Raw genomic sequence first — 21,948 nt, forward strand, 5'->3', positions numbered from 1 at the left:
CCCCGGCCAGTGCTTGGGTACAATTCGACGCTAATTTGATCGAGTATCAGGAACACTTACATGATCGCTTGCCTGCGGCTGTTCACTGCCCTCTGCCTCGCTGCCTTGCTGGCGGCTTGCGCCAGCTCCCCTTCCTCCAGCCTTGGCGAACTTCCACGGACCCCGGATGCCACCATCGAGCAATTGCTCGAACAGGCTGCCCAGGCCAAATCGCCGGACAAGGCTGCACTGCTGCGCTTGAGTGCGGCAGACATGGCGTACCGCCAAGGCAATGCCGGACAGTCCGCGCAAATCCTGCAGCAAGTGCCGATGGAGCAACTCCAGCCGGGCCAGCAGGCATTTGCCAGCACGCTGTCTGCTGAGCTGGCCATGACTCGCAACCAGCCGAAAGCCGCGCTGACTGCCTTGAGCCATCCAAGCCTGCAACGCCTGAGCGAAATGTCGGTACCGCTGCAAGTTCGCGCCGGCACCGTTCACGCCCGCGCCCTTGAAGCCGACGGTCAGACCCTGGCCGCCGCCCGCGAGCGCATCTTCATCGCGCCGATGCTGGAAGGCGAAGCTGCCAGCAAGAACCACGAAGCGATCTGGACCCTGATTGCGTCACTGCCGGCCGATCAACTGCAAGCGAACACCACCGATGACCTCGGCGGCTGGATGAGCCTGGCCCTGGCAGTGAAAACCGCCGGCACTCTGGAACAGCAGCAAGCCGCCATCGACAACTGGCGCAACCAGCATCCAAAGCATCCAGCCGCAATCAACCTGCCGCTGCCACTGACCAAACTCAAGGAACTGGCCAGCCAGCCCCTGAGCAAGATCGCCCTGCTCCTGCCGCAGGACGGCCAACTGGCCTCGGTCGGCAAGGCCCTGCGTGACGGCTTCATGGCCGCGCACTATCAGGCTCAGCAAGCCGGTCAGAAACCGCCGGCCATCGAGTTCTATGACAGCTCGAAACTTACCAACCTCGACGAGTTCTACCGCAAGGCCCAGGCCGATGGCGTGCAACTGGTCGTCGGCCCGTTGGAGAAACCGCTGGTCAAACAGTTGAGCACTCGCCCGCAACTGCCGATCACCACCCTCGCCCTGAACTACAGCGAAGGCGATCAAGGTCCGGCGCAGCTGTTCCAGTTCGGTCTGGCCGCTGAAGACGAAGCCCGCGAAGTCTCACGCCGCGCCCGTGCCGACGGTCTGCATCGCGCCGCCATCATGGTGCCGAAAGGCGAATGGGGCGACCGCGTCCTGCGTGCTTTCAGCCAGGACTGGCAAGCCAACGGCGGCAGCATTGTCGCCACCGAACGCGTCGACCAGCCGGTGCAACTGGCCCAGCAGATCGCCGACATGTTCCAGCTGCGTCAGAGCGAAGCTCGCGCCAAGAGCCTGCAGAATGCTGCCGGCACCAACGTTGCCGCCCAGCCTTCGCGTCGCCAGGACATCGAATTCATCTTCCTCGCCGCCACTCCTCAGCAGGCGCAGCAGATCAAGCCGACCCTGAACTTTCAGTACGCCGGTGACGTGCCGGTCTATGCGACCTCCCACGTGTTCAGCGCCAGCGGTGACGTTAACCAGTACAACGACATGAACGGCGTGCGCTTCTGCGAAACCCCGTGGCTGCTGGAAACCAGCGATCCGCTGCGCCAGCAGGTCACCGCGCAATGGCCACAAGCCGCCGGCAGCCTCGGTCGCCTGTATGCTATGGGCGTCGATGCCTATCGTCTGGCGCCACGTCTGGATCAACTGAAAGCATTGCCGGACAGCCGCATCGAAGGCCAGTCGGGCAGCCTGGGAATGACCCAGTCCCAACGCGTCGTCCGTCAGTTGCCATGGGCACAGTTCGTCAGCGGTCAGATCCAGCGCCTGCCGGACACTCCACGCTGATGCCCGACAGGTCACACCTGCAAAGCGGCAAGGATGCCGAGCGTCAGGCGCTCGAGCATCTGCAACACCAGGGTCTGCGCCTGCTGGCGCAGAACTGGTTATGTAAACGCGGCGAGCTTGATCTGGTCATGCTTGATGGCGATACAGTAGTATTCGTCGAAGTCCGTTACCGAAAGAACACTCAATGGGGTGGCGCACTCGACAGCATCGATGGGCGCAAACGGCAGAAACTGATTTTCGCCGCACAGTATTTTCTTCAGCGCGAGTCGCGTTGGGCCAATTCCCCCTGCCGCTTCGACGTGGTGGCCATCGACAGCCACCAGGGTCAGCTGAACTGGTTGCAGAATGCGTTCGACAGTTGACCGCCTGCTCCGACCCGGACACTTTCACTCAACACTTTTGCTCTTTGCTTTGCGGGCTGCACATTCACGTGCCGGACAGCCGCGCTAATTAAGGTCACACAGATGGACATGCAATCCCGAATTCGCCAGCTTTTCCAGGCCAGCATCGACACCAAGCAACAGGCGATGGACGTACTTGCACCGCACATCGAGCAAGCCAGCCAGGTGATGGTCAACGCGCTGCTCAATGAGGGGAAAATGCTCTCGTGCGGCAACGGCGGCTCGGCCGGCGATGCCCAGCACTTCTCCTCGGAACTGCTCAACCGTTTCGAGCGTGAGCGCCCTAGCCTGCCGGCGATCGCGCTGACTACCGACAGCTCGACCATCACCTCGATCGCCAACGACTACAGCTACAACGAAGTGTTCTCCAAGCAGATCCGTGCACTCGGCCAGCCGGGTGACGTATTGCTGGCGATTTCGACCAGCGGCAACTCGGCGAACATTATTCAGGCGATCCAGGCCGCACATGATCGCGAAATGATTGTCGTAGCATTGACCGGACGCGATGGCGGAGGCATGGCTTCACTGCTGCTGCCCGAAGACGTCGAGATTCGCGTACCGGCCAACGTCACCGCACGTATTCAGGAAGTCCACTTGCTGGCGATCCATTGCCTTTGCGATCTGATCGACAGCCAACTGTTCGGGAGTGAAGAATGACCCCTAATCGCCTTGGCCTTCTGGCCTTGACCCTGTGCCTCGGCATCAGCGGCTGCACCTCGGTGGTGAATGCCAGCCGTGAAGCGCCGATCGAAGACGACCGCGGCACCCGCACTTTCGGCAGCAAGATCGATGACTCGCTGATCGAAACCAAAGTCGGCGTCAACGTAGCCAAGGCCGATCCGGCCCTGGACAACGACTCGCACATCGTCGTCACCAGCTTCAACGGCGTCGTTTTGCTGGCTGGCCAGACCCCGCGCGCAGACCTCAAGGAAAAGGCCGAACAGGCTGCCGCCAACGTTCAGCGCGTGAAAAAGGTCCATAACGAACTGCAAGTGTTGCAGCCCTCCTCCCTGCTGGCCCGCCAGAACGATGCCTGGCTGACCACCAAGATCAAGACCCAGATGCTCACCGACGCCAGCATTCCCGGCTCGCGGATCAAGGTCGTGACCGAGAACGGCATCGTCTATCTGCTGGGCCTGCTGACCAAACAGGAAGCCGCCCAGGCGACCAATCTGGTGCAGGGCGTTTCCGGTGTGCAGAAGATTGTGAAGCTGTTCGAGTACATCGACTGACCGCAAAACGCAGGCACAAAAAAGGCGATCCAACCGGATCGCCTTTTTTTATTACTTCACCACTTTCAGGCTTGGCCGGCCGCTTGGGCGCGGTGGCTCGCTGTCCGGTGGCGGAACATCGTCATCCTGCTCGATCTCGTCTTCGTCATCCATCGGCGACTCCAGATCGAACACCATGCCTTGACCGTTCTCCCGGGCATAGATCCCCAGGATTGCAGCAATCGGCACGTACAGACTGTGCGGGACGCCACCGAAGCGACCTTCGAAGGTCACAACGTCGTTGTCCATGTGCAAGTGCCGCACGGCACTCGGCGAAATGTTCAGGACAATCTGCCCGTCACTGGCAAAGCCCTGTGGCACCTGCACCGCCGGGTACTCGGAATTGACCAGCATGTGCGGGGTGCAATCGTTATCCACAATCCACTCGTAGAGCGCGCGGACCAGATAAGGTCGACTGGAGTTCATAGCGGCTCCTTAAGCCTTAGCGCATGTCGCGTTCGACACCAGACAGACTCGCCTGGAAAGCCTCACGCGCAAACTGACGCTCCATATAATCAAGCAGCGGCTTGGCCGGCCGCGGCAGTTCTATACCCAGAATCGGCAAACGCCAGAGTATTGGCAATAGGCAGCAATCCACCAGACTTTGTTCCTCACTGAGGAAAAACGGCTTGTCGGCAAACAGCGGCGACACGCCCGTCAGGCTTTCGCGCAATTCCTTGCGCGCCACGGCACGGGCCGCTTCCTTGGTGCGCGAATCCAGAATCAGATCCACCAGACCACACCAGTCACGCTGAATGCGGTGAATCAGCAGACGGCTGTTGGCACGCGCCACCGGGTACACGGGCATCAATGGCGGATGCGGGTAACGCTCATCCAGGTATTCCATCACCACGGTCGACTCCCACAACGCCAGGTCACGATCGACCAGCGTGGGCAGACTGCCGTAAGGGTTCACTTCAATCAGTTTAGGCGGCTGACGACCAGCCTCCACAAAAATGATTTCGGCGCTGACACCCTTCTCTGCAAGCACGATGCGCACTCGGTGGGAATAGTGGTCGGCGGGGTCGGAGTAACAGGCCAACCGATTGGTCACGCCCATGGCGATCCTCCTCGCTTGTTGAAATAGTCGGAGCCGGAAAAACGCGCGCGCCCAGAGGGCGCCTCCCGCAACGGCTGGCGTACCAGGCGTTGCGTTTTCAGAGGCGCCCTTGGGCGCGCGCGATTAACAGCAATTGCTTGAAGCGTATCAGTGCACGTCTTTCCAGTATTCACGCTTGAGCAGATAGGCGAACACAAAGAAGAACGCCAAGTACAGCAAGACATAAGTACCGATGCGCTGATGTTGCAGCTTAACCGGGTTAGCCGAGTAAGCCAGGAAGGTTACCAGATTCTTGACCTTCTCATCGAACTGCTCTTCGTTGAGGGTTCCGGTTTTCGGCAAGATGGTCAGCTGATCGCACGCTTCATGAGTCAGAGGCGTACCGGTCAGCGGGTCATATTGCTTCTTGCCGTCTTCGACGATCTGTACCTGTTTGCAACCCACGACCTGACGACCTTGCAGGCCGACCAGCACGTTAGGCATGCCGACATTCGGGAAGACCTTGTTGTTCACGCCCCATGGACGTGCAGGATCTTCGTAGAACGACTTGAGGTAACCGTAGAGCCAGTCAGTGCCGCGAACACGAGCCACCAGCGTCAGGTCCGGCGGCGCTGCGCCGAACCAGGTCTTGGCGTCGGCCGGCTGCATGCCGATGTTCATGTGATCGCCGATCTTGGCGCCGGTGAACACCAGTTTCTCCAGCATCAGTTCGTGCGGAACGCCGAGGTCATCGGCCACACGCTCGTAACGCTGGAACTTGGCACTGTGGCAACCCATGCAATAGTTGGCGAAGGTACGCGCACCATCCTGCAGGGCAGCCTTGTCGGACACGTCGATGTCGACCTTTTCCAGTTCCGGACCACCGTGTTCGGCCGCGAAAGACAGCACTGGCAGAGCAGCAAAAATCAGAGCAAAAAATAACTTTTTCATCAGCCAGTCACCCTTTCCGGAACCGGTTTGGTCTTCTCGAGCCTGGTGTAGAACGGCATCAGAATGAAGTAGGCGAAGTACAGGAAGGTGCAGACCTGCGACAGCAGCGTACGGCCTGGCGTCGGGGCCAGAACGCCCAGAATGCCGAGGATCACGAACGAAATGCAGAACACCACCAGCCAGATCTTGCTCATCCAGCCTTTGTAGCGCATCGACTTGACCGGGCTGCGGTCGAGCCACGGCAGGACGAACAGCACCGCAATCGCCGCCCCCATGGCGATAACACCCATGAGCTTGTCAGGGACCGCACGCAAGATTGCGTAGAACGGTGTGAAGTACCAGACCGGTGCAATGTGCTCAGGGGTCTTGAACGGGTTGGCTTGCTCGAAGTTAGGCTTTTCGAGGAAGTAACCGCCCATTTCCGGGAAGAAGAACACAATGAAGCAGAAGATGAACAGGAACACCACGACGCCGACGATATCTTTTACGGTGTAGTACGGGTGGAAGGCGATACCGTCCAGCGGGATACCGTTTTCGTCTTTGTGTTTCTTGATGTCCACGCCGTCCGGGTTGTTCGAACCGACTTCGTGCAGCGCCAGGATGTGCAGCACCACCAGACCGAGAATCACGATCGGCAGGGCAACCACGTGCAGGGCGAAGAAGCGGTTCAGGGTGATCCCGGAAATCAGGTAGTCACCGCGGATCCACTGGGTCAGGTCGTTGCCGATGACCGGGATCGCGCCGAACAGCGAAATGATCACCTGGGCACCCCAGTAGGACATCTGGCCCCACGGCAGCAGGTAACCCATGAAGGCTTCGGCCATCAGCGCCAGGTAGATCAGCATCCCGAAGACCCACACCAGCTCGCGCGGTTTCTGGTACGAACCGTAGAGCAGGCCACGGAACATGTGCAGATAGACCACGATGAAGAACGCCGAAGCGCCGGTGGAGTGCAGCAGGCGCAGGATCGAACCGTACTCGACGTCGCGCATGATGTATTCGACGGAGGCGAACGCTTCTTCCGCCGACGGGGTGTAGCTCATCGTCAGCCAGACACCGGTGACGATCTGGTTGACCAGAACGAGCAGCGCCAGCGAGCCGAAGAAGTAGAAGAAGTTGAAGTTTTTTGGAGCGTAATACTTGCTGAGATGGTCTTCCCACATCTTGGTGGCGGGGAAGCGCGCATCAACCCAATCCATGAACTTGCTCATCACGCTTTCTCCGTATCGACGCCAATGACAATCAGGTCATCGGTCTCATAGGAATGCGGGGGTACTGGCAGGTTCAAAGGCGCAGGTTGCGACTTGTAGACGCGGCCAGCCAGATCGTAGTGGGAACCGTGGCAAGGGCAGAAATAGCCGCCTACCCAGTCTTTGCCCAGATCTGCGGGTGCCACTTCGGGACGGAAGGTCGGTGAGCAACCCAGGTGAGTGCAGATCCCGATCAGCAGGAGGATTTCCGGCTTGATCGAACGCACTTCAGGGTCGACATAAGTGGGTTGCGTGGAGTTTTTGGAGGTCGGATCGGAGAGCTGGCCCTCGATCTTCTTGAGATTCCCCAGGATTTCCTCGGTACGGCGGACAATGAACACCGGCTGGCCGCGCCATTCAGCAATCATCTGCTGTCCTGGCTCGATTTTGCTGACATTCACTTTCACCGGTGCTCCGGCAGCCTTTGCCTTGGCACTGGGAAACCATGACCCCACGAACGGGACCGCAGCCCCCACCGCTCCTGCAGCACCCACCACGGATGTGGCTGCTACCAAGAAGCGACGCCGGCCTGCATTCACGCCGTCATTGCTCATTCAGTCCTCTCCCATCAGCTTTGTGGCCTGTTAAATCAGGCGTCTACTAAATTGAAACTATGTACTTATAAAAATTTTGCCGAATGGTAATGAAAACCCCCAATTCTGACAAGGTAATTACCCGGAGGGCTGGCCCTCAAGCCTTGTAGTATAGGGGGTCTACGAATGTGGCAAGTTGTCACAGCGCAATTATTCAAGAAATCGCACGCATAAAAAAACGCCCGGTTCCGTGAGGAATCGGGCGTTCTTTTTGAACGTGGAAGCGAAATTAACGCTTCGAGTACTGCGGACGCTTACGCGCTTTACGCAGACCAACTTTCTTACGTTCAACTTCACGGGCGTCGCGGGTAACGAAGCCAGCTTTGCGCAGAGCGCTACGCAGGGTTTCGTCGTAGTCCATCAGAGCGCGAGTGATGCCGTGGCGGATTGCGCCAGCTTGACCACTTACACCACCACCGATGACGGTGACGTAGATGTCGAACTTCTCGACAGTCTCAGTCAGTTCCAGCGGCTGACGAACTACCATGCGGGCAGTTTCGCGACCGAAGAACGTGTCCAGGGAGCGGTTGTTGATGGAGATGTTACCAGTACCCGGACGCAGGAAAACGCGTGCGGTTGCGGTCTTGCGACGGCCAGTGCCGTAATTTTGAGTCGCCGACATAATGAACTATTCCGTTAAATCTTCAGTTCTTGGGGCTGCTGAGCAGTATGAGGGTGTGCAGCGCCCGCATAGACTTTCAGCTTACGGTACATGTCGCGACCCAGTGGGTTTTTAGGCAGCATGCCTTTAACCGCGGTCTCGATCACGCGCTCAGGGGCCTTGGCGATCAGCTTTTCAAAGTTGATCGACTTGATGCCGCCCGGGAAACCGGAGTGGGAGTAGTACATTTTGTCAGTGGTTTTAGCACCGGTAACACGGATCTGCTCGGCGTTGATTACGACGATGTAGTCGCCGGTGTCAACGTGAGGAGTGTACTCAGGCTTGTGCTTGCCACGCAGACGGCTCGCGATTTCGGTGGCCAGACGACCCAGGGTCTGACCAGCAGCGTCGACGACAAACCAGTCGCGCTTTACTGTTTCCGGTTTAGCAGTAAAAGTTTTCATTCTTTATAGCCTCAGGGGCCGCCTGTAAATAAGACGGCGGATCTTACTGAATAGTGCGTACTTTGACAAGTCAAAGGCAGCCGGATACAGACGCTTTCGGGGGCTCGGGTCGGCGCGTCCGTTCAACGGCAAGATTCTTCGGCGGCGGGGCATCACTTCCACTGCAGAAAGAGGTCGGCAATTATGCAGATTGCGAAAAAAATTTCAACCTGCTTTTATGCTTGTTTTGCCCAAGGAGCACCCGATGGACTATCGCCAGCTAGGCCGTACCGACCTGAACGTGAGTGCAATCTGCCTCGGCACCATGACCTGGGGCGAGCAAAACACTGAAGCTGAAGCCTTCGCCCAGATCGAACGGGCAAAAGAGGCCGGGATCAATTTCCTCGACACTGCCGAAATGTACCCGGTGCCGCCAAAAGCCGACACCTACGCCACCACCGAGCGCTACATCGGCAATTACTTCAAGAGCCGTGGCGACCGCGCCGACTGGATTCTCGCCAGCAAGATCGCCGGCCCCGGCAACACCATCGACTACATCCGCGACAAGAACCTGCGCCACAACCGCCAGCACATCACCGAAGCCGTGGACGCCAGCCTCAAGCGCCTGCAGACCGACTACATCGATCTGTATCAATTGCACTGGCCGGAGCGCAGCACCAACTTTTTCGGACAGCTGGGCTACAAGCACCAGACCGAAGCCAACCTGACGCCGCTCGAAGACACCCTTGAAGCACTCGATGAGCAAGTGAAGGCCGGCAAGATCCGCCACATCGGTCTGTCCAACGAGACCCCGTGGGGCACCATGCGCTTTCTCGCCCTGGCCGAAGCCCGTGGCTGGCCGCGCGCCGTGTCGATTCAGAACCCGTACAACCTGCTCAACCGCAGTTTCGAGATCGGCCTGGCGGAAATCGCCATCCGTGAACAGTGCGGCCTGCTCGCCTATTCGCCGCTGGCGTTCGGTTTCCTGTCGGGCAAGTACGAAGGTGGGGCGCGTCCGCCGAAAGGCCGCCTGAGCCTCTACAGCCGCTTCAGCCGCTATTTCAACCCGCAATCGGAGGCGGCCTGCAGCCGTTACGTGGCGCTTGCCCGTGAACACGGCCTGGATCCGGCACAAATGGCCCTGGCCTTTGTGAATCAGCAACCGTTCGTCACCAGCAACATCATCGGAGCGACAACGCTGGAGCAACTGGACAGCAACATCGCCAGCTACGAGCTGAAACTGTCGAAGGAAGTGCTGGAAGGGATCGAAGCGATTCACAAGGATCATCCGAACCCGGCGCCGTGATCCAGGACGATGATCGTTCCCACGCTCAGCGTGGGAACGCATACCGCGATGCTCCGCGTCACTCCCAAAGCGGACGCAGAGCGTCAATGGCGGCATTCCCACGCAGAGCATGGGAACGATCACACGCTCGGATCAAAGCGACCGCGCAATGATCTCCTTCATGATTTCATTGGTGCCGGCATAGATCCGCTGCACCCGCGCATCCGCCCAGGCCCGGGCCACCGGGTATTCCCACATGAAACCGTAGCCGCCATGCAGCTGCACGCACTCGTCGAGCACCTTGCATTGCAGGTCGGTGCCCCAGTACTTGGCCATCGCCGCCGTCGGCACGTCGAGCTTTCCTTGCAGATGCAGCTCCAGGCAGCGGTCGACGAACACCCGGCCGATCTGAATCTCGGTGGCCATTTCCGCCAGTTTGAAGCGGGTGTTCTGGAAGTCGGCAATCGACTTGCCGAACGCCTTGCGCTCGCGGGTGTAATCCAGCGTCCATTGCAGCGCCGCCTCGGCTGAAGCCAGACCGCCAATCGCCACGGTCAGACGCTCCTGCGGCAGTTCCTGCATCAGATAGGCAAACCCTGCCCCGGCCTGACCCAGCAGGTTTTCTTTCGGCACTCGCACGTCCTGGAAGAACAATTCCGACGTGTCCTGCGCCTTCATTCCGACCTTCTCCAGGCGCTTGCCCTTGTCGAAGCCCGGCGTGTTCGCCTCCACCAGAAACAGGCTGGTGCCCTTGGCGCCGGCCTTGGGATCGGTCTTGGCGACAACGATCACCAGATCCGCCAGGAAGCCATTGGTGATAAAGGTTTTCGAGCCGTTGATCACATATTCGTCGCCATCCAGCACCGCCGTGGTCTTGACCCCTTGCAGGTCGGAACCGGCACCCGGCTCGGTCATGGCGATCGCGGTGACCATCTCGCCGGACACCAGTTTCGGCAGGTACTTCTGCTTCAGCGCCTCGCTGCCGTAATGCAGGATGTACGGCGCAACAATGTCCGAATGCAGCGAGAAACCGATGCCGGTCAGACCCAGCCGCCCCACTTCCTCGATGACAACCGCGCTGTAAAGAAAATCTGCGCCCAACCCGCCGTATTCCTCCGGCAGGTGCGAACAGAGCATCCCCGCCTCCCCCGCCCTGTTCCACAGTTTGCGGTCGATGTAGCCTTGTTTTTCCCATTGCCCATGGAACGGCACGGCCTCTTTTTCGAGGAATGTTCGTACGCTGTCGCGGAACAATTCGTGCTCGGAGCTGAACAAGGTTCTGGGAATCATGCGGCACCTTTTCTTTATTGTTGGAGGGATCAGACCTTTAGAGACTAAGCCTCGCTTCCGATACAGGACACTGGACACATCCGACAAAAAATAAGACGATCCAGCCGTCTGGTGACCACTTTCCCTTATAAAAACAAAAGTTGAATTATGCCCAAGCAAGTCTCCACGCCCTTGCGGCGCGTCAGCATCCTGGCGATCGACCGGGTTTTCGCTTCCACCCTCATGCAAGCCAAGGATTTCTTCCATCTGGCCAGCCTGCGTTACGGCAAACAACTGGGCCACGGCCTGACTCCGGCGTTCGAAACCCGCCTGGTCAGTCCCGACGGCAAACCGGTGAACAGCTTCAGTGACGTGGTCATGCCGGTGGACGGTGGCCTGGAAAACGCCGACGTCATCATCCTCCCGGCGTTCTGGGACGATTTCGATACGCTGTGCCAACGTTATCCACAGATCCTGCCGTGGCTTCGCGAACAGCATGCCCGGGGCGCCGTGCTCTGCGGCGAGGCCACCGGGGTGTTCTGGCTGGCCGAGGCCGGGTTGCTCAACGGCAAGGAGGCGACCACCTACTGGCGCTTCTTCAACGTCTTCGCCGAGCGTTTCCCGCAGGTCTACCTGAATCAGGACAAGCACCTGACCGACGCCGACAACCTGTATTGCGCCGGCGGCACCACCTCAGCCTGCGATCTCTACATTTATCTGATCGAGCGCTTCTGCGGCGCCAATGTGGCCCAGGCTGTGGCCCGCGACATTCTCTATGAAGTGCAGCGCAGCTACGCCCCGGGACGCATTGGTTTCGGCGGTCAGAAGTTGCACCAGGACGTGATCATCCTGCAGATCCAGCACTGGCTCGAAGAGCATTTCGCCGACAAATTCCGCTTCGAAGACGTGGCCCGCGAGCACGGCATGAGCATTCGCAATTTCATGCGCCGCTTCCAGACTGCCACCGGCGACAAGCCGCTGCACTATCTGCAACGGCTGCGCATCGAGACCGCCAAGGGCTTGCTCTCCGGCAGTCGCAAGAGCATCAAGACCATCAGCTACGAAGTCGGCTACGACGATGCGAGCTTCTTCGCACGGCTGTTCCGCCAGCACACCGAACTGTCGCCGAACCAGTACCGGCAGCAGTTCCAGCAAGCTGCCTGACGATTCGACCAGACACAAAAAAGGGCCTGCATCTGCAGGCCCTTTTTGTTTGCCGAATCCGCTTAAGGCTTGTGTGCCCGGGACAGGAATTCGTGGGATTGCATCTCCAGCAGACGGCTGAGGGTGCGCTGGAACTCGAACGTCAGGCGTCCGCCGGTGTACAGGTCTTTCAACTCGACTTCGGCAGAAATGATCAGTTTGACGTTACGGTCGTAGAACTCGTCGACCATGTTGATAAAGCGACGGGCGATGTCGTCGGTGGTGACGCTCATCTGCTCCACGCCACTGAGCAGCACGGCGTGGAAGATCTTGCCCAGTTCGATGTAGTCGTTCTGGCTGCGTGGGCCGTCGCACAGCTCGCGGAAGTCGAACCAGGCCACGTCATCGCAAGTACGCAGGGCACGGATTTCGCGGTTCTCGATGATCAGCACATCGTTTTCCACCGCCGCCGTGCATTCCGGCGTCAGCGCGCGGAAGCTCTTGCGCAGGCTTTCATGGGCGGCTTCGTCGAGCGGGAAATGGAACAGCTCCGCTTGTTCGAGGTGGCGCAGACGGTAGTCGACGCCGCTGTCGACGTTGACGATCTCGGTGTTCTGCTTGATCAGCGCGATGGCCGGCAGGAAGCGCGCGCGTTGCAGGCCGTCCTTGTACAGGCCGTCCGGCACGATGTTCGACGTGGCGACCAGGGTCACGCCGTTCTTGAACAGTTCTTCCATCAGCGTGCCGAGGATCATGGCGTCGGTGATGTCGGAAACGAAAAATTCATCGAAGCAGATGACCCGCGACTCAGTCGCGAAGCGCTTGGCGATGATGGTCAGCGGGTTTTTCTCGCCGCCGAGGGTCTTCATCTCTTCGTGCACGCGCTTCATGAAGCGGTGGAAGTGAGTGCGGGTCTTTTCCTTGAATGGCAGCGCTTCGAAGAAGGTGTCCACCAGGTAGGTTTTGCCGCGACCCACGCCGCCCCAGAAGTACAGGCCCTTGACCGGCGTCTGATCCTTTTTGCCAAACAGCTTGCCCAGCAAACCCGGCTTGTTCTGCTCGGCCGCGATCAGATCGTCGTACAGGCGTTGCAGATGACGCACGGCAGTTTCCTGCGCCGCATCATGGAAGAAGTCCGGGCGTTTCAGATCAGCTTGATATCGTTCTAGGGGCGTCATAATTCGTTAGCAAGGCAACAAAAACGGGCCGTCACTGTAGCGATGGCCCGTGGGAATGGCAATCGGCCCTTGGTCGGGCCGGCCCGTTGATTATTCCTGAACCGGTGTCAGAGCGACCCGCAAGGCCTCGACGGCCGCATCCCGCGCAGCCACGTCGGCGAACGCCGGGCTGTCGCCAACGCACTCGCCTTCCAGCCAGACGCTGAAGCTCAGCTCTTCGCTGCGCACATCCAGCGCCTGACCCGATTGCAGCTGCTTGGTCACCTGACCGGCGGTTTTACCGTCGGCGAAGTTGCGCGACAGCAGCAATTGCTCGCCGTCGGCCGCCAGCAGACGGAAACGGAAGCTGCCGTCGTCTTCACGGAAGCTGACGAAACGTGCGGCTTTCGCGGCTTTCTTCTTGGTGGTCGCGGCCACCTGAACCTGATTGACGAAGGAGCGCAGGCCGACCGCTTCACGCAGCTCGTTGAGGAACGGCGTCGCCACCGCACGGGCCTTTTTGGCGCCGTGTTGCAGGATGTCTTCCAGATCTGCCGGACGCTCGATCAACTGGTGATAACGCTCGCGGGACTCGCCCAACTCGTTGTCCAGCAGCTGGAACAGACGGTTCTTCGCCTCGCCCCAACCCAGACCGCCCAGCAGTTCGCTGCGGAATTCGTCGGCCTGCGCCGGCGTGGAGAAGGCCTGGAACAGAGTGAACAGGTGCGAGTTGTCCGGATCTTTCGCTTCGCCCGGCGCGCGGGAGTCGGTAACGATGCGCGAGATCGCGTCCTTCATTTCCTTGGCGCTGGAGAACAGCGGAATGGTGTTGTCGTAGCTCTTGGACATCTTGCGACCGTCCAGGCCCGGCAACGTGGCCACGCTTTCCTCGATCAGCGCTTCGGGCATGGTGAAGAACTCCTTGCCCTGGCCGAACAGGTGGTTGAAGCGCTGGCCGATGTCACGGGCCATTTCCACGTGCTGGATCTGGTCGCGGCCGACCGGCACCTTGTGCGCGTTGAACATCAGAATGTCCGCCGCCATCAGCACCGGATAGCTGTACAAGCCCATGGTGATACCGGCATCCGGGTCTTCGCCGGTCTCGACGTTCTTGTCCACCGAAGCCTTGTAGGCGTGGGCGCGGTTGAGCAGGCCTTTGGCGGCAACGCAGGTCAGCAGCCAGGTCAGCTCGGGGATTTCCGGAATGTCGGACTGACGGTAGAAGGTCACGCGATCCACATCCAGGCCACCGGCCAGCCAGGTCGCGGCGATTTCCAGACGCGAGCGCTGGATGCGCAGCGGGTCATCGCACTTGATCAGGGCGTGATAGTCGGCCAGGAAGTAGAACGAGTCGGCATTGCTGTCGCGGCTGGCGAGGATCGCCGGGCGGATGGCGCCGGCGTAGTTGCCCAGGTGCGGGGTGCCGGTGGTGGTGATGCCGGTGAGGATGCGGGTACGGTTCGTCATGGGTAATCGCTTGTCAGACTGCAATCAATTCGAGAGACGCGGCAGGATCAGATCCTTGAGATCGGTCAGCTTGCCATGAAAAAAGTGTCCGCATTCTGCCACTTTCAGCAGCTCATGGGGGCGCGGGAGTTTTTCAGACCAGTCGTAGACCAGCTGCGGATCGATCACTTCATCGGTTTCCGGCTGGATCACGGTCAGCTCACCCTGCTGCGGCAATTGATCCTGATTGCCCAGACGCATCACCGCCGGCGCGACCATGAACAGATGCTTGAGCGCGATGCCCCGGGATTCGAGACGACCGCCGAGACTTGCTGCAACAAATCCGCCGAAGGAGAAACCGAACAGGGTCAGCGGCAGATCCGGGTGTTTTTCCAGCAGCCATGCGGCGGCGGCCTGGGCGTCGTCGACTTCACCAGTGCCCATGTCATGGGAGCCTTCGCTGGCACCGACGCCGCGATAGTTGAAGCGCAAGGTGATCAGGCCGGCGTCGCGTGCGGTGCGCTGCAGGGTCGAGACGACCTTGTTGAGCATGGTGCCGCCCTGCACCGGGTTCGGGTGGCAGATCAGCGCTACGCCGCGGGGCTGCTCGTTGTCCAGATACAAAGACTCAAGTTGCCCCACCGGGCCATCAATCACTACAGGGGTTTCACGCATCAGCAAGGAAGGAACTCCGTGACCTCGAATCGGGTCGACTCGTCTAGCAAATTGTCTGTGCCAGTCTATTGCGAGTGAATCGCGGTATACAGCGCAGGTTCGAGCCGTTAACGTAAAGCAAAGCCGTTTATAGAGGAAGGACTCGTGGAACACTCGCTCTTAGTTTGGTTGTTACCGACTCTTGCCCTGGTTGTGGGTGTCGCCATTGGTTTCCTGATCGCTCGCGTTGCGCCGAACGCCGCGCCCAGCCGCACGCAGCGTCAACTGGATGATATTCAGGAACGTTTCGACAGTTATCAGAACGAAGTGGTGACCCACTTCAACAGCACCGCCAATCTGGTCAAGAAGCTGACCCAGAGCTATCAGGAAGTGCAGGATCACCTCGCCGAGGGTGCCAACCGCCTGGCCCTGGACGAGCAGACCCGTCAACGCTTGCTGGCCTCGCTGCACGCCGACGCGGCACAGGCCCCACGGGAACGCCTGACGCCACCACGGGATCAGGAACCGCCGCGTGATTACGCGCCGAAGACCCCGAACTCGCCGGGCATGCTCGACGAGCATTACGGCCTGAAGAAGTAATCAGCCTTCGCGCCAACAAAAAGCCCCCGGACAATCACTTGTCCGGGGGCTTTTTTGTACCTGACGGTTACGGGTACTGCTGAACCGTGCCCGGCTGCTGCTGACCACCGTACTGCTGGCCCGGAATCGCCTTGAGGTTAACCTCGACGCGACGGTTCTGCGCCCGGCCATTGACGTCACCGTTGCTGGCGATCGGATTATCCGGACCGGCACCGCGGGCGCTCAGGTTGGCACCGCTGACGCCTTGCGAAGTCAGGTAGGTGGCCACGCTCTGCGCACGACGCTGGGACAGGTCCATGTTGTGCTGACGACTGCCAGTGCTGTCGGTGTAACCGACGATTTCGATCTGGTTCTGGTTGAACTCTTTGAGCGAGTTGGCCAGGTTGTTCAGCGGCTGATAGAAGCTGGAAGCGATGTTCGCCGAATCGGTGGCGAACGTGATGTTGCCCGGCATGATCAGCTTGATCTGGTCGCCCTGACGCTGCACTTCAACCCCGGTGTTGGCCATGCTGGCGCGCAGTTTTTTCTCCTGCTGGTCGGCGTAGTAGCCGTAACCGGCGGCCGAGGCACCGACGACGGCTGCGCCGATCAGCGCACCCTTGCCGCGGTTGTTGTGGTCGATGGCGGCACCGGCCAGCGCGCCGGCCAGCGCACCGAGGCCACCGTACTTGGCGGTTTTGCTCATGCCCTGGGAGCCACCGTCGGCCTGACCCTGATTGTCATACGGGTTGGGCGAGGCGCAGCCGGACAAGACGGCCACGGCAGTAGCGACAATAATCAAACGACGCGTGGTGAACATGGAGTGCTCCTACATTTTGCATTCTGTGGTGCAGCGGCCATTGGCAACTGGCCCGTGCGGGCGTTGGATCATGACAATGCACAAAAATTCCGCCGGGCACCCGTGACAAAATGTTTAGGCACGCACAAACGGGTTCTCGCGCATCTCATCCCCCAGACGCGTATCCGGACCATGCCCGGCTACAACGGTCGCGTCTTCATCCAGGGTGTATAGCCGTTGCTTGATCGATCGCACGATGGTCGCCTGATCGCCGCCCCACAAATCCGTGCGCCCTACTCCGCGACGAAACAGCGTGTCGCCGGCAATCAACAGCTTAGCCTCGGAAAACCAGAAGCTCATGGAACCTGGCGTATGCCCCGGCGTGTGCAGCGCCACGCCACAGCCGCAGGCCAGCTCTTCATCATCGCTCAACCAGCGATCGGGAGACGGCACCGGGGTGTAAGGCACGCCGAACATCTGGCACTGCATCTCGAGGTTGTCCCACAGGAACTGATCCTCTTTGTGCAGATGCAAGGTGGCGCCGGTCTTCTCTTTCATCTGTCCGGAAGCCAGAAAGTGGTCGAGGTGCGCGTGAGTGTGAATGATGCTGACCACTTTCAGACCGAGGGCATCGAGCCGGGCCATGATCAGGTCAGGGTTGCCGCCCGGATCGACGACAATGGCTTTTTTGGTGATCGGATCCCCGATGATCGTGCAGTTGCACTGGAGCGGGCCGACGGGGAAAGTTTCGCGAATGAGCGCGGGATTTGCAGCGGTCATGGGAGATCCTGAACAGACATTGAAGACAGTGCGCAGAGGCTGATTTCCGCCATTTTACGTTGTTGGCTCGCAGGATGCCGACACAGCGCAAAACAGCAGATTCAGTTCAACACCCCCAACTCTTTCGCCCGCGCCACCGCTTGCGTGCGCCGTTCCACACCCAGCTTGCTGTTGATGTGACTGGCGTGCGTTTTCACGGTGTGCAGCGAGATGAACAGCTGATCACTGATTTCCTGATTCGAGCAGCCCTGAGCGATCAACCTCAGGACGGCGAGCTCACGACTGCTGAGCGATTCGGTCGTCGTGGATTCCGCTGCAGGACGAGCCGGCGCCTGGGGGAAATGTTCCAGCAATTGCTGACCGGCAGCTGTCGGTGCAGTCAGTGACAGTTGCCCGCGCAACCAGTCAGCATGCTCTTTGACCAGCACATCGAAAGGTTGCAGGACGCCGCCGGACGCCGCTTCCAGTGCCTGACTCAATGCCTTGCGCGCTTCAGGCTCACGATTGTTTGCCAACAGCAACACCACTTTTTGCGTCAGCGCCATCACGCTGAGCAGTTGCCGTCCGGTTTGCTGGCCGTTCTCCAGCAGCACGTTCAATCGCCCTTCGGCGAGCATCGGTTGCCCCTGTATGACGTCCAGCAACGCCTGTTGCAGCTCGACGTGCAAGGGCAGTTGCGGATGAAATTCCGGCGGTGCCGCCGCGTATTCACCGGTGTAGGTCTGGCCCAGTCGCGCCAGCCAGGCTTCGGCCAGATCGATACGCCCCTGAGCCAGCCACAGCTCACATTTGACCAGGGTGATCATCGCCAGGTAGTAGATCGGCGGGACATCCCATATGTGCATCAGCCTTTCGGCTTCGGCCAGTTCGGCGAAGGCCTTGGCGAAATCGCCGCTGCTGCCGTCGAGCCGGGCGATCACGCAGTGGCCAATCAGCACGCTGATGTCACGACAGGCCCTTGCTTCAGTCAGGCCCGCCTGCAATCGCGCCCTTGCCGCCTGAGGCTGCAATCGCATGGCCAGCAGAAAACCCTCATACAGCGTCAGTCGCGCACGCACGGCGTACAAACGCTGCGCGGACAATCCGCGCAAGCGCTCCAACCCTTGGCGCACTTCATCGAGCGCACGCAGGATTTCGCCGCGGGCCTGCAGGACGCGGGCACGATCATAATGCGCCAGCGCCTCGAACAAGGGATTGCCGACCCGCTGCGCCAGCTCAAGCGACTCGCGGTTCAGGCCCCGTGCACGCCACAGATCGCCGTCGGCAATCGCCAGGTTGGACAGGGTCGAGAGGCACATCAGGCGTTGGCCGTAACGCTTGGCCGGCAGGCTTTCCAGTGCTTCGCTGCAATACTCGATGGTCTGCTCGCGATGGCCCCGCCCGCGGGCGATGATGCCCTTGAGCGCCAGCCATTGAGCCAGCATGGATTTCTGGGCGGTGGCCGAAGGTGCCGGCAGAAAACGACTCAGATGACTGGCGAGTTCTTCGGCCGCATCAAGCTGACAGGCCAGCCCCAGCGCCCAGCTGTACAACACGATCAGGCGCGGGGTGCTGATCAGCAGGCTGTCGGGCAGGTCCATTTTCCAGCGCAGCAGCATGCCGACGTTTTGCTCGGCCAGCAGTTGTTCCTCGGACAGGTTTTGTACCAGATTGGCCGCGACGTCCAGATGCCCTGCGCGCAGCGCCTGCTCGACAGCTTCATCCAGAAGGCCCTGGGCATTGAACCAGCGGCAGGCGCGCAGATGCAGCGTCGCGGCCGGCACCAGTGCCCGGGCGATAGGCCGGCTGCGCAACAGGTCGGAAAACAGGTGGTGATAACGATACCAGTGCCCATGCTCGTCCAGCGGCACGAGGAACACCTGATGCGCCAGCAGGAAACGCAGGATTTCCGCACTGTCGTGGGCTTCGCGCACCGCGTCGCACAGCTCGCTGCAAAAGCGTTCCTGCGGCGCGGTGTCATAAAGAAACGCCTGGACCTCGGCGGGCAGGCAATCGATGACTTCTTCCAGCAGATATTCGCGGATCAGCCCTTCCCCGCCGTTCAACGCTTGTGGCAAGGCTGATTCGGTGCCGACTTCAGCGATCGCCAGCAGCCAGAAACGCAGCCCGGCCACCCAGCCTTCGCTGCGCTGGATCAGGTTTTCCAGCGCTTCACCGCGCAGGGAACTGCTGTGACGATCAAGCAGTGCCAAGGCTTCGTCGTGGGTCAGGCGCAGGTCCTGTTCGTGCAGTTCCAGCAACTGGCGCGACAGGCGCAGACGTGCCAGGTGCCAGTCCGGGCGCTGCCGACTGGTGACCATGACCACCAGGCCGTCCGGTAAATGATTGAGGAAAAATTGCAGGCAACGGTCGAGCACCGGCCCTTGAGCGAGGTGGTAGTCATCCAGTACCAACAGCAGCGGAGCCGTCGGTTGCAGATGCAGCGCCAGTTCATCCAGCAGGCCGTCGAGCCATTCTTCGAACGCAAACGGCTGATGACGTTGACGCATTTTCAGCAGTCCCAGTGCCCGGCTGCCCAATTGCGGAAAATAGTCCTGCAGACCTTCGAGCAGTCGCTCGAGAAACCGCCCCGGATCGTTGTCCCGCGGACTCAGACCCAGCCACAGGCTTTGCCAGTGCGCCGGCAGACTCTGACAGAACTCCACCGCCAGCGAGCTCTTGCCGAACCCGGCTGGGGCGCTGACCAGCAACAAACGCCCTCCGAGCCCGGCGCTCAGGCGCTCGCACAAACGGGGTCGCAGCACGTAGCCGTCGGGTAGCGGCGGACGGAAAAAACGTCCGTCCAGTGCCGCGACGGCAACGCTTGCAGGGCCCGGAAGTGGGGACAGATCAGTCATGGCCGGCTCTTGTTCGTATGGCTGTTGGCGGCGTAGCAGATGCCCGCAGACTAGCCTTAAACGGAGCGGTTATGAAGGTCGTTGCTACAAATGGCTACAAAAAGGCTACGGAAAAAGCGACAGGCAAAAAAACGCCCCGAACCGGTCGGGGCGTTTTAACGAGGATGCGGCCTCGGTTTACAGGAGCTTAGCGAATACCGTCCTGGCGCAGGGCTTGGGGCGTGAAGTCTGCGGTGGTTGCAGTGAAGCCGAAGTCATACGCCGATTTCTCTTCGTTCTTCATGCCCAGAGCCAGGTAGCGGCCGGACTGCAGGTCGTAGAGGGTTTCCAGGGTGTACCAAGGCACCTGCACGTTGTAGTAGTCCTGGGAGTGAGCTTCCGCCACGCGCCACAGTTGGTTGCGACCGTCGTAGTGATCGATCACGGCCGCTTGCCAGGTGTCTTCGTCAATGAAGAAGTCACGCTTGGCGTAGATGTGACGCTGACCTTCCTTCAGGGTCGCGGTCACGTGCCAGACGCGACGCAGTTCATAGCGCGCCAGATCCTGGTTGATGTGCCCGGCCTTGATGATGTCGGCATACTTGAGCTTTGGATCGTCGAGCTTGTAGCTGTCGGAGGCGATGTACATCTCTTGCTTGCCGACCAGTTTCCAGTCGTAGCGATCCGGTGCGCCGTTGAACATGTCCAGGTTGTCGGAAGTACGCAGACCATCCGCCGCGGTACCCGGGCCGTCATAGGACACTTGCGGTGCGCGGCGCACACGACGCTGACCGGCGTTGTAGACCCACGCCGAACGCGGTTCCTTCACCTGATCGAGGGTTTCGTGCACCAGCAGTACACCACCGGCCAGACGTGCCGGCGCGGTCACTTTCTGCTTGAAGTAGAACAGGATGTTGCCCGGGTTCGCCGGATCGTAATCTTTCATTTTGTCGCGGAACACGAACTGGTCCTGGAAATACACCAGGCTGAACGAGCCGTTCGGTTGCGGCGTGGCCTGGGTCACCAGACGGGTCACGCTACCGCCACGATAGCGGGTGATGTGGTTCCAGATCACTTCCACACCGGTTTTCGGAATCGGGAACGGCACGGCGGTATCGAAGTTTTCCAGGCCGTTGCCGCCCGACACCAGCGTCGTGGTGGTGGCGTTCTTCTTGATGGCGGCGAATACCGCATCCGGCACGGTGGCACCGCGATGGGATGGGTAGACCGGCATCTTGAAGGTATCAGGGTAACGCTGGAACATCGCGTACTGACCCGGCGCGAGCTTGGCCTTGTACTGATCGACGTTCTGTTTGGTAATGGTGAATAGCGGTTTTTCACTGGCGTACGGGTCGGACAGGAAGCCTTTGCTGTCGACAGTGCCGGCGTTCTTCGGCATCGGTTTCCAGGCCGGGATCGAGCCGTCGGCGTTACCGGCCATTTCGGCGCCCATCGGGGTCAGGCTCTTGCCCAGTTTGTCCGCTTCGGCGGCAGGCACTGCCGCCATGACGCCGGTCGCCAGCAGCGACAGGCCCAGAACACCGGCGTGGAACAGACTCTTTGTTATTTTCATAAATTCGTTCGTCCTGAATGCAGTGC

22 protein-coding genes are annotated in these 21,948 nt (G+C 60.0%); 7 read left to right on the plus strand and 15 right to left on the minus strand.

Translation table 11 applies throughout. From position 1 onward, the window contains the following. Positions 1-60: 60 nt before the first annotated feature. The 4 genes from C1X29_RS03960 (at position 61) to C1X29_RS03975 (ending at position 3,505) form a co-directional block, all read left to right on the plus strand. Positions 61-1,872: a penicillin-binding protein activator gene (locus C1X29_RS03960; protein WP_064599306.1), complete on the plus strand. Its 1,812-nt coding sequence runs from the start codon at positions 61-63 to the stop codon at positions 1,870-1,872. After that, positions 1,872-2,234: a YraN family protein gene (locus C1X29_RS03965; protein WP_007956783.1), complete on the plus strand. Its 363-nt coding sequence runs from the start codon at positions 1,872-1,874 to the stop codon at positions 2,232-2,234. The genes C1X29_RS03960 and C1X29_RS03965 overlap by 1 nt, the downstream gene beginning before the upstream one ends. 102 nt (positions 2,235-2,336) lie before the next feature. After that, a complete protein-coding gene (locus C1X29_RS03970; protein ID WP_007928463.1) occupies positions 2,337-2,930 on the plus strand; it encodes a phosphoheptose isomerase in 594 nt (197 codons plus the stop codon). Then, positions 2,927-3,505, plus strand: coding sequence for a BON domain-containing protein (locus C1X29_RS03975; protein WP_011335871.1), 579 nt, complete (start codon positions 2,927-2,929; stop codon positions 3,503-3,505). Before C1X29_RS03970 ends, C1X29_RS03975 begins: the two co-directional genes overlap by 4 nt. A gap of 51 nt (positions 3,506-3,556) precedes the next feature. Here C1X29_RS03975 and C1X29_RS03980 read toward each other — a convergent pair whose 3' ends face one another. From C1X29_RS03980 to rplM, 7 genes are all read right to left on the minus strand, one after another. Beyond that, positions 3,557-3,970, minus strand: a complete 414-nt coding sequence (locus tag C1X29_RS03980) for a ClpXP protease specificity-enhancing factor (RefSeq protein WP_007956787.1) — start codon at positions 3,968-3,970, stop codon at positions 3,557-3,559. A 16-nt stretch (positions 3,971-3,986) separates the two neighbouring features. Beyond that, positions 3,987-4,604, minus strand: a complete 618-nt coding sequence (locus C1X29_RS03985) for a glutathione S-transferase N-terminal domain-containing protein (protein WP_011335872.1) — start codon at positions 4,602-4,604, stop codon at positions 3,987-3,989. Positions 4,605-4,751: 147 nt separating this feature from the next. Continuing rightward, positions 4,752-5,534, minus strand: a complete 783-nt coding sequence (locus C1X29_RS03990; RefSeq protein ID WP_102687549.1) for a cytochrome c1 — start codon at positions 5,532-5,534, stop codon at positions 4,752-4,754. Continuing rightward, complete coding sequence (locus tag C1X29_RS03995) at positions 5,534-6,745, minus strand: cytochrome bc complex cytochrome b subunit (protein ID WP_007956792.1); 1,212 nt, start codon at positions 6,743-6,745, stop codon at positions 5,534-5,536. Before C1X29_RS03995 ends, C1X29_RS03990 begins: the two co-directional genes overlap by 1 nt. Then, positions 6,745-7,338: a ubiquinol-cytochrome c reductase iron-sulfur subunit gene (gene petA / locus C1X29_RS04000; protein ID WP_007917031.1), complete on the minus strand. Its 594-nt coding sequence runs from the start codon at positions 7,336-7,338 to the stop codon at positions 6,745-6,747. Before petA ends, C1X29_RS03995 begins: the two co-directional genes overlap by 1 nt. A gap of 268 nt (positions 7,339-7,606) precedes the next feature. Then, positions 7,607-7,999 (minus strand): 30S ribosomal protein S9, encoded by a 393-nt coding sequence (rpsI, locus tag C1X29_RS04005; protein ID WP_007956794.1) that lies wholly within the window; start codon positions 7,997-7,999, stop codon positions 7,607-7,609. Positions 8,000-8,013: 14 nt separating this feature from the next. Next, a complete protein-coding gene (gene rplM / locus C1X29_RS04010; protein ID WP_003228062.1) occupies positions 8,014-8,442 on the minus strand; it encodes a 50S ribosomal protein L13 in 429 nt (142 codons plus the stop codon). Between the two features lie 244 nt (positions 8,443-8,686). On the opposite strand from rplM, the gene C1X29_RS04015 reads away from it, so the two are divergent. Continuing rightward, a complete protein-coding gene (locus tag C1X29_RS04015) occupies positions 8,687-9,727 on the plus strand; it encodes an NADP(H)-dependent aldo-keto reductase (RefSeq protein ID WP_085655282.1) in 1,041 nt (346 codons plus the stop codon). Positions 9,728-9,859: 132 nt separating this feature from the next. On the opposite strand, the gene C1X29_RS04020 is transcribed toward C1X29_RS04015, so the two are convergent. Continuing rightward, positions 9,860-10,996: an acyl-CoA dehydrogenase family protein gene (locus C1X29_RS04020; RefSeq protein ID WP_102687548.1), complete on the minus strand. Its 1,137-nt coding sequence runs from the start codon at positions 10,994-10,996 to the stop codon at positions 9,860-9,862. A gap of 246 nt (positions 10,997-11,242) precedes the next feature. Here C1X29_RS04020 and C1X29_RS04025 point away from each other — a divergent pair, with 246 nt between their 5' ends. Further along, positions 11,243-12,139 (plus strand): GlxA family transcriptional regulator, encoded by an 897-nt coding sequence (locus tag C1X29_RS04025; RefSeq protein ID WP_173892775.1) that lies wholly within the window; start codon positions 11,243-11,245, stop codon positions 12,137-12,139. A gap of 62 nt (positions 12,140-12,201) precedes the next feature. Here C1X29_RS04025 and zapE read toward each other — a convergent pair whose 3' ends face one another. The 3 genes from zapE to C1X29_RS04040 form a co-directional block, all read right to left on the minus strand. Beyond that, a complete protein-coding gene (gene zapE, locus C1X29_RS04030; RefSeq protein WP_085606932.1) occupies positions 12,202-13,296 on the minus strand; it encodes a cell division protein ZapE in 1,095 nt (364 codons plus the stop codon). 90 nt (positions 13,297-13,386) lie between these two features. After that, positions 13,387-14,742 carry a tryptophan--tRNA ligase gene (locus C1X29_RS04035; RefSeq protein WP_102687546.1) on the minus strand — a complete coding sequence of 452 codons (1,356 nt, stop codon included), beginning with the start codon at positions 14,740-14,742 and terminating at the stop codon, positions 13,387-13,389. Positions 14,743-14,766: 24 nt separating this feature from the next. Next, positions 14,767-15,396, minus strand: a complete 630-nt coding sequence (locus C1X29_RS04040; protein ID WP_102687560.1) for an alpha/beta hydrolase — start codon at positions 15,394-15,396, stop codon at positions 14,767-14,769. Positions 15,397-15,540: 144 nt separating this feature from the next. Here C1X29_RS04040 and C1X29_RS04045 point away from each other — a divergent pair, with 144 nt between their 5' ends. After that, positions 15,541-15,975, plus strand: coding sequence for a YhcB family protein (locus C1X29_RS04045; RefSeq protein ID WP_007956803.1), 435 nt, complete (start codon positions 15,541-15,543; stop codon positions 15,973-15,975). A gap of 67 nt (positions 15,976-16,042) precedes the next feature. On the opposite strand, the gene C1X29_RS04050 is transcribed toward C1X29_RS04045, so the two are convergent. From C1X29_RS04050 to C1X29_RS04065, 4 genes are all read right to left on the minus strand, one after another. Next, entirely contained in the window at positions 16,043-16,774 is a 732-nt protein-coding gene (locus tag C1X29_RS04050) for an OmpA family lipoprotein (protein WP_007956806.1), read from the minus strand. A gap of 114 nt (positions 16,775-16,888) precedes the next feature. Then, positions 16,889-17,533 (minus strand): MBL fold metallo-hydrolase, encoded by a 645-nt coding sequence (locus C1X29_RS04055; RefSeq protein ID WP_085745362.1) that lies wholly within the window; start codon positions 17,531-17,533, stop codon positions 16,889-16,891. A gap of 101 nt (positions 17,534-17,634) precedes the next feature. Continuing rightward, positions 17,635-20,370 carry a LuxR C-terminal-related transcriptional regulator gene (locus C1X29_RS04060; protein WP_085745363.1) on the minus strand — a complete coding sequence of 912 codons (2,736 nt, stop codon included), beginning with the start codon at positions 20,368-20,370 and terminating at the stop codon, positions 17,635-17,637. 187 nt (positions 20,371-20,557) lie between these two features. Further along, on the minus strand, positions 20,558-21,922 hold the full coding sequence (locus tag C1X29_RS04065) for a DUF1329 domain-containing protein (RefSeq protein WP_085745364.1): 1,365 nt from the start codon (positions 21,920-21,922) through the stop codon (positions 20,558-20,560). Positions 21,923-21,948 lie beyond the last annotated feature (26 nt).

The organism is Pseudomonas sp. GW456-12-10-14-LB2, assembly GCF_002884345.1.
GTDB lineage: Bacteria > Pseudomonadota > Gammaproteobacteria > Pseudomonadales > Pseudomonadaceae > Aquipseudomonas > Aquipseudomonas paraglycinae.

Excerpts from the sequence above, each read along its gene's own strand:
- C1X29_RS03960 (WP_064599306.1), top strand. The coding sequence starts at position 61 with ATGATCGCTTGCCTGCGGCTGTTCACTGCCCTCTGCCTCGCTGCCTTG.
- C1X29_RS03965 (WP_007956783.1), top strand. The coding sequence starts at position 1,872 with ATGCCCGACAGGTCACACCTGCAAAGCGGCAAGGATGCCGAGCGTCAG.
- C1X29_RS03970 (WP_007928463.1), top strand. The coding sequence starts at position 2,337 with ATGGACATGCAATCCCGAATTCGCCAGCTTTTCCAGGCCAGCATCGAC.
- C1X29_RS03975 (WP_011335871.1), top strand. The coding sequence starts at position 2,927 with ATGACCCCTAATCGCCTTGGCCTTCTGGCCTTGACCCTGTGCCTCGGC.
- C1X29_RS03980 (WP_007956787.1), bottom strand. The coding sequence starts at position 3,970 with ATGAACTCCAGTCGACCTTATCTGGTCCGCGCGCTCTACGAGTGGATT.
- C1X29_RS03985 (WP_011335872.1), bottom strand. The coding sequence starts at position 4,604 with ATGGGCGTGACCAATCGGTTGGCCTGTTACTCCGACCCCGCCGACCAC.
- C1X29_RS03990 (WP_102687549.1), bottom strand. The coding sequence starts at position 5,534 with ATGAAAAAGTTATTTTTTGCTCTGATTTTTGCTGCTCTGCCAGTGCTG.
- C1X29_RS03995 (WP_007956792.1), bottom strand. The coding sequence starts at position 6,745 with ATGAGCAAGTTCATGGATTGGGTTGATGCGCGCTTCCCCGCCACCAAG.
- petA (WP_007917031.1), bottom strand. The coding sequence starts at position 7,338 with ATGAGCAATGACGGCGTGAATGCAGGCCGGCGTCGCTTCTTGGTAGCA.
- rpsI (WP_007956794.1), bottom strand. The coding sequence starts at position 7,999 with ATGTCGGCGACTCAAAATTACGGCACTGGCCGTCGCAAGACCGCAACC.
- rplM (WP_003228062.1), bottom strand. The coding sequence starts at position 8,442 with ATGAAAACTTTTACTGCTAAACCGGAAACAGTAAAGCGCGACTGGTTT.
- C1X29_RS04015 (WP_085655282.1), top strand. The coding sequence starts at position 8,687 with ATGGACTATCGCCAGCTAGGCCGTACCGACCTGAACGTGAGTGCAATC.
- C1X29_RS04020 (WP_102687548.1), bottom strand. The coding sequence starts at position 10,996 with ATGATTCCCAGAACCTTGTTCAGCTCCGAGCACGAATTGTTCCGCGAC.
- zapE (WP_085606932.1), bottom strand. The coding sequence starts at position 13,296 with ATGACGCCCCTAGAACGATATCAAGCTGATCTGAAACGCCCGGACTTC.
- C1X29_RS04035 (WP_102687546.1), bottom strand. The coding sequence starts at position 14,742 with ATGACGAACCGTACCCGCATCCTCACCGGCATCACCACCACCGGCACC.
- C1X29_RS04040 (WP_102687560.1), bottom strand. The coding sequence starts at position 15,396 with ATGCGTGAAACCCCTGTAGTGATTGATGGCCCGGTGGGGCAACTTGAG.
- C1X29_RS04050 (WP_007956806.1), bottom strand. The coding sequence starts at position 16,774 with ATGTTCACCACGCGTCGTTTGATTATTGTCGCTACTGCCGTGGCCGTC.
- C1X29_RS04055 (WP_085745362.1), bottom strand. The coding sequence starts at position 17,533 with ATGACCGCTGCAAATCCCGCGCTCATTCGCGAAACTTTCCCCGTCGGC.
- C1X29_RS04060 (WP_085745363.1), bottom strand. The coding sequence starts at position 20,370 with ATGACTGATCTGTCCCCACTTCCGGGCCCTGCAAGCGTTGCCGTCGCG.
- C1X29_RS04065 (WP_085745364.1), bottom strand. The coding sequence starts at position 21,922 with ATGAAAATAACAAAGAGTCTGTTCCACGCCGGTGTTCTGGGCCTGTCG.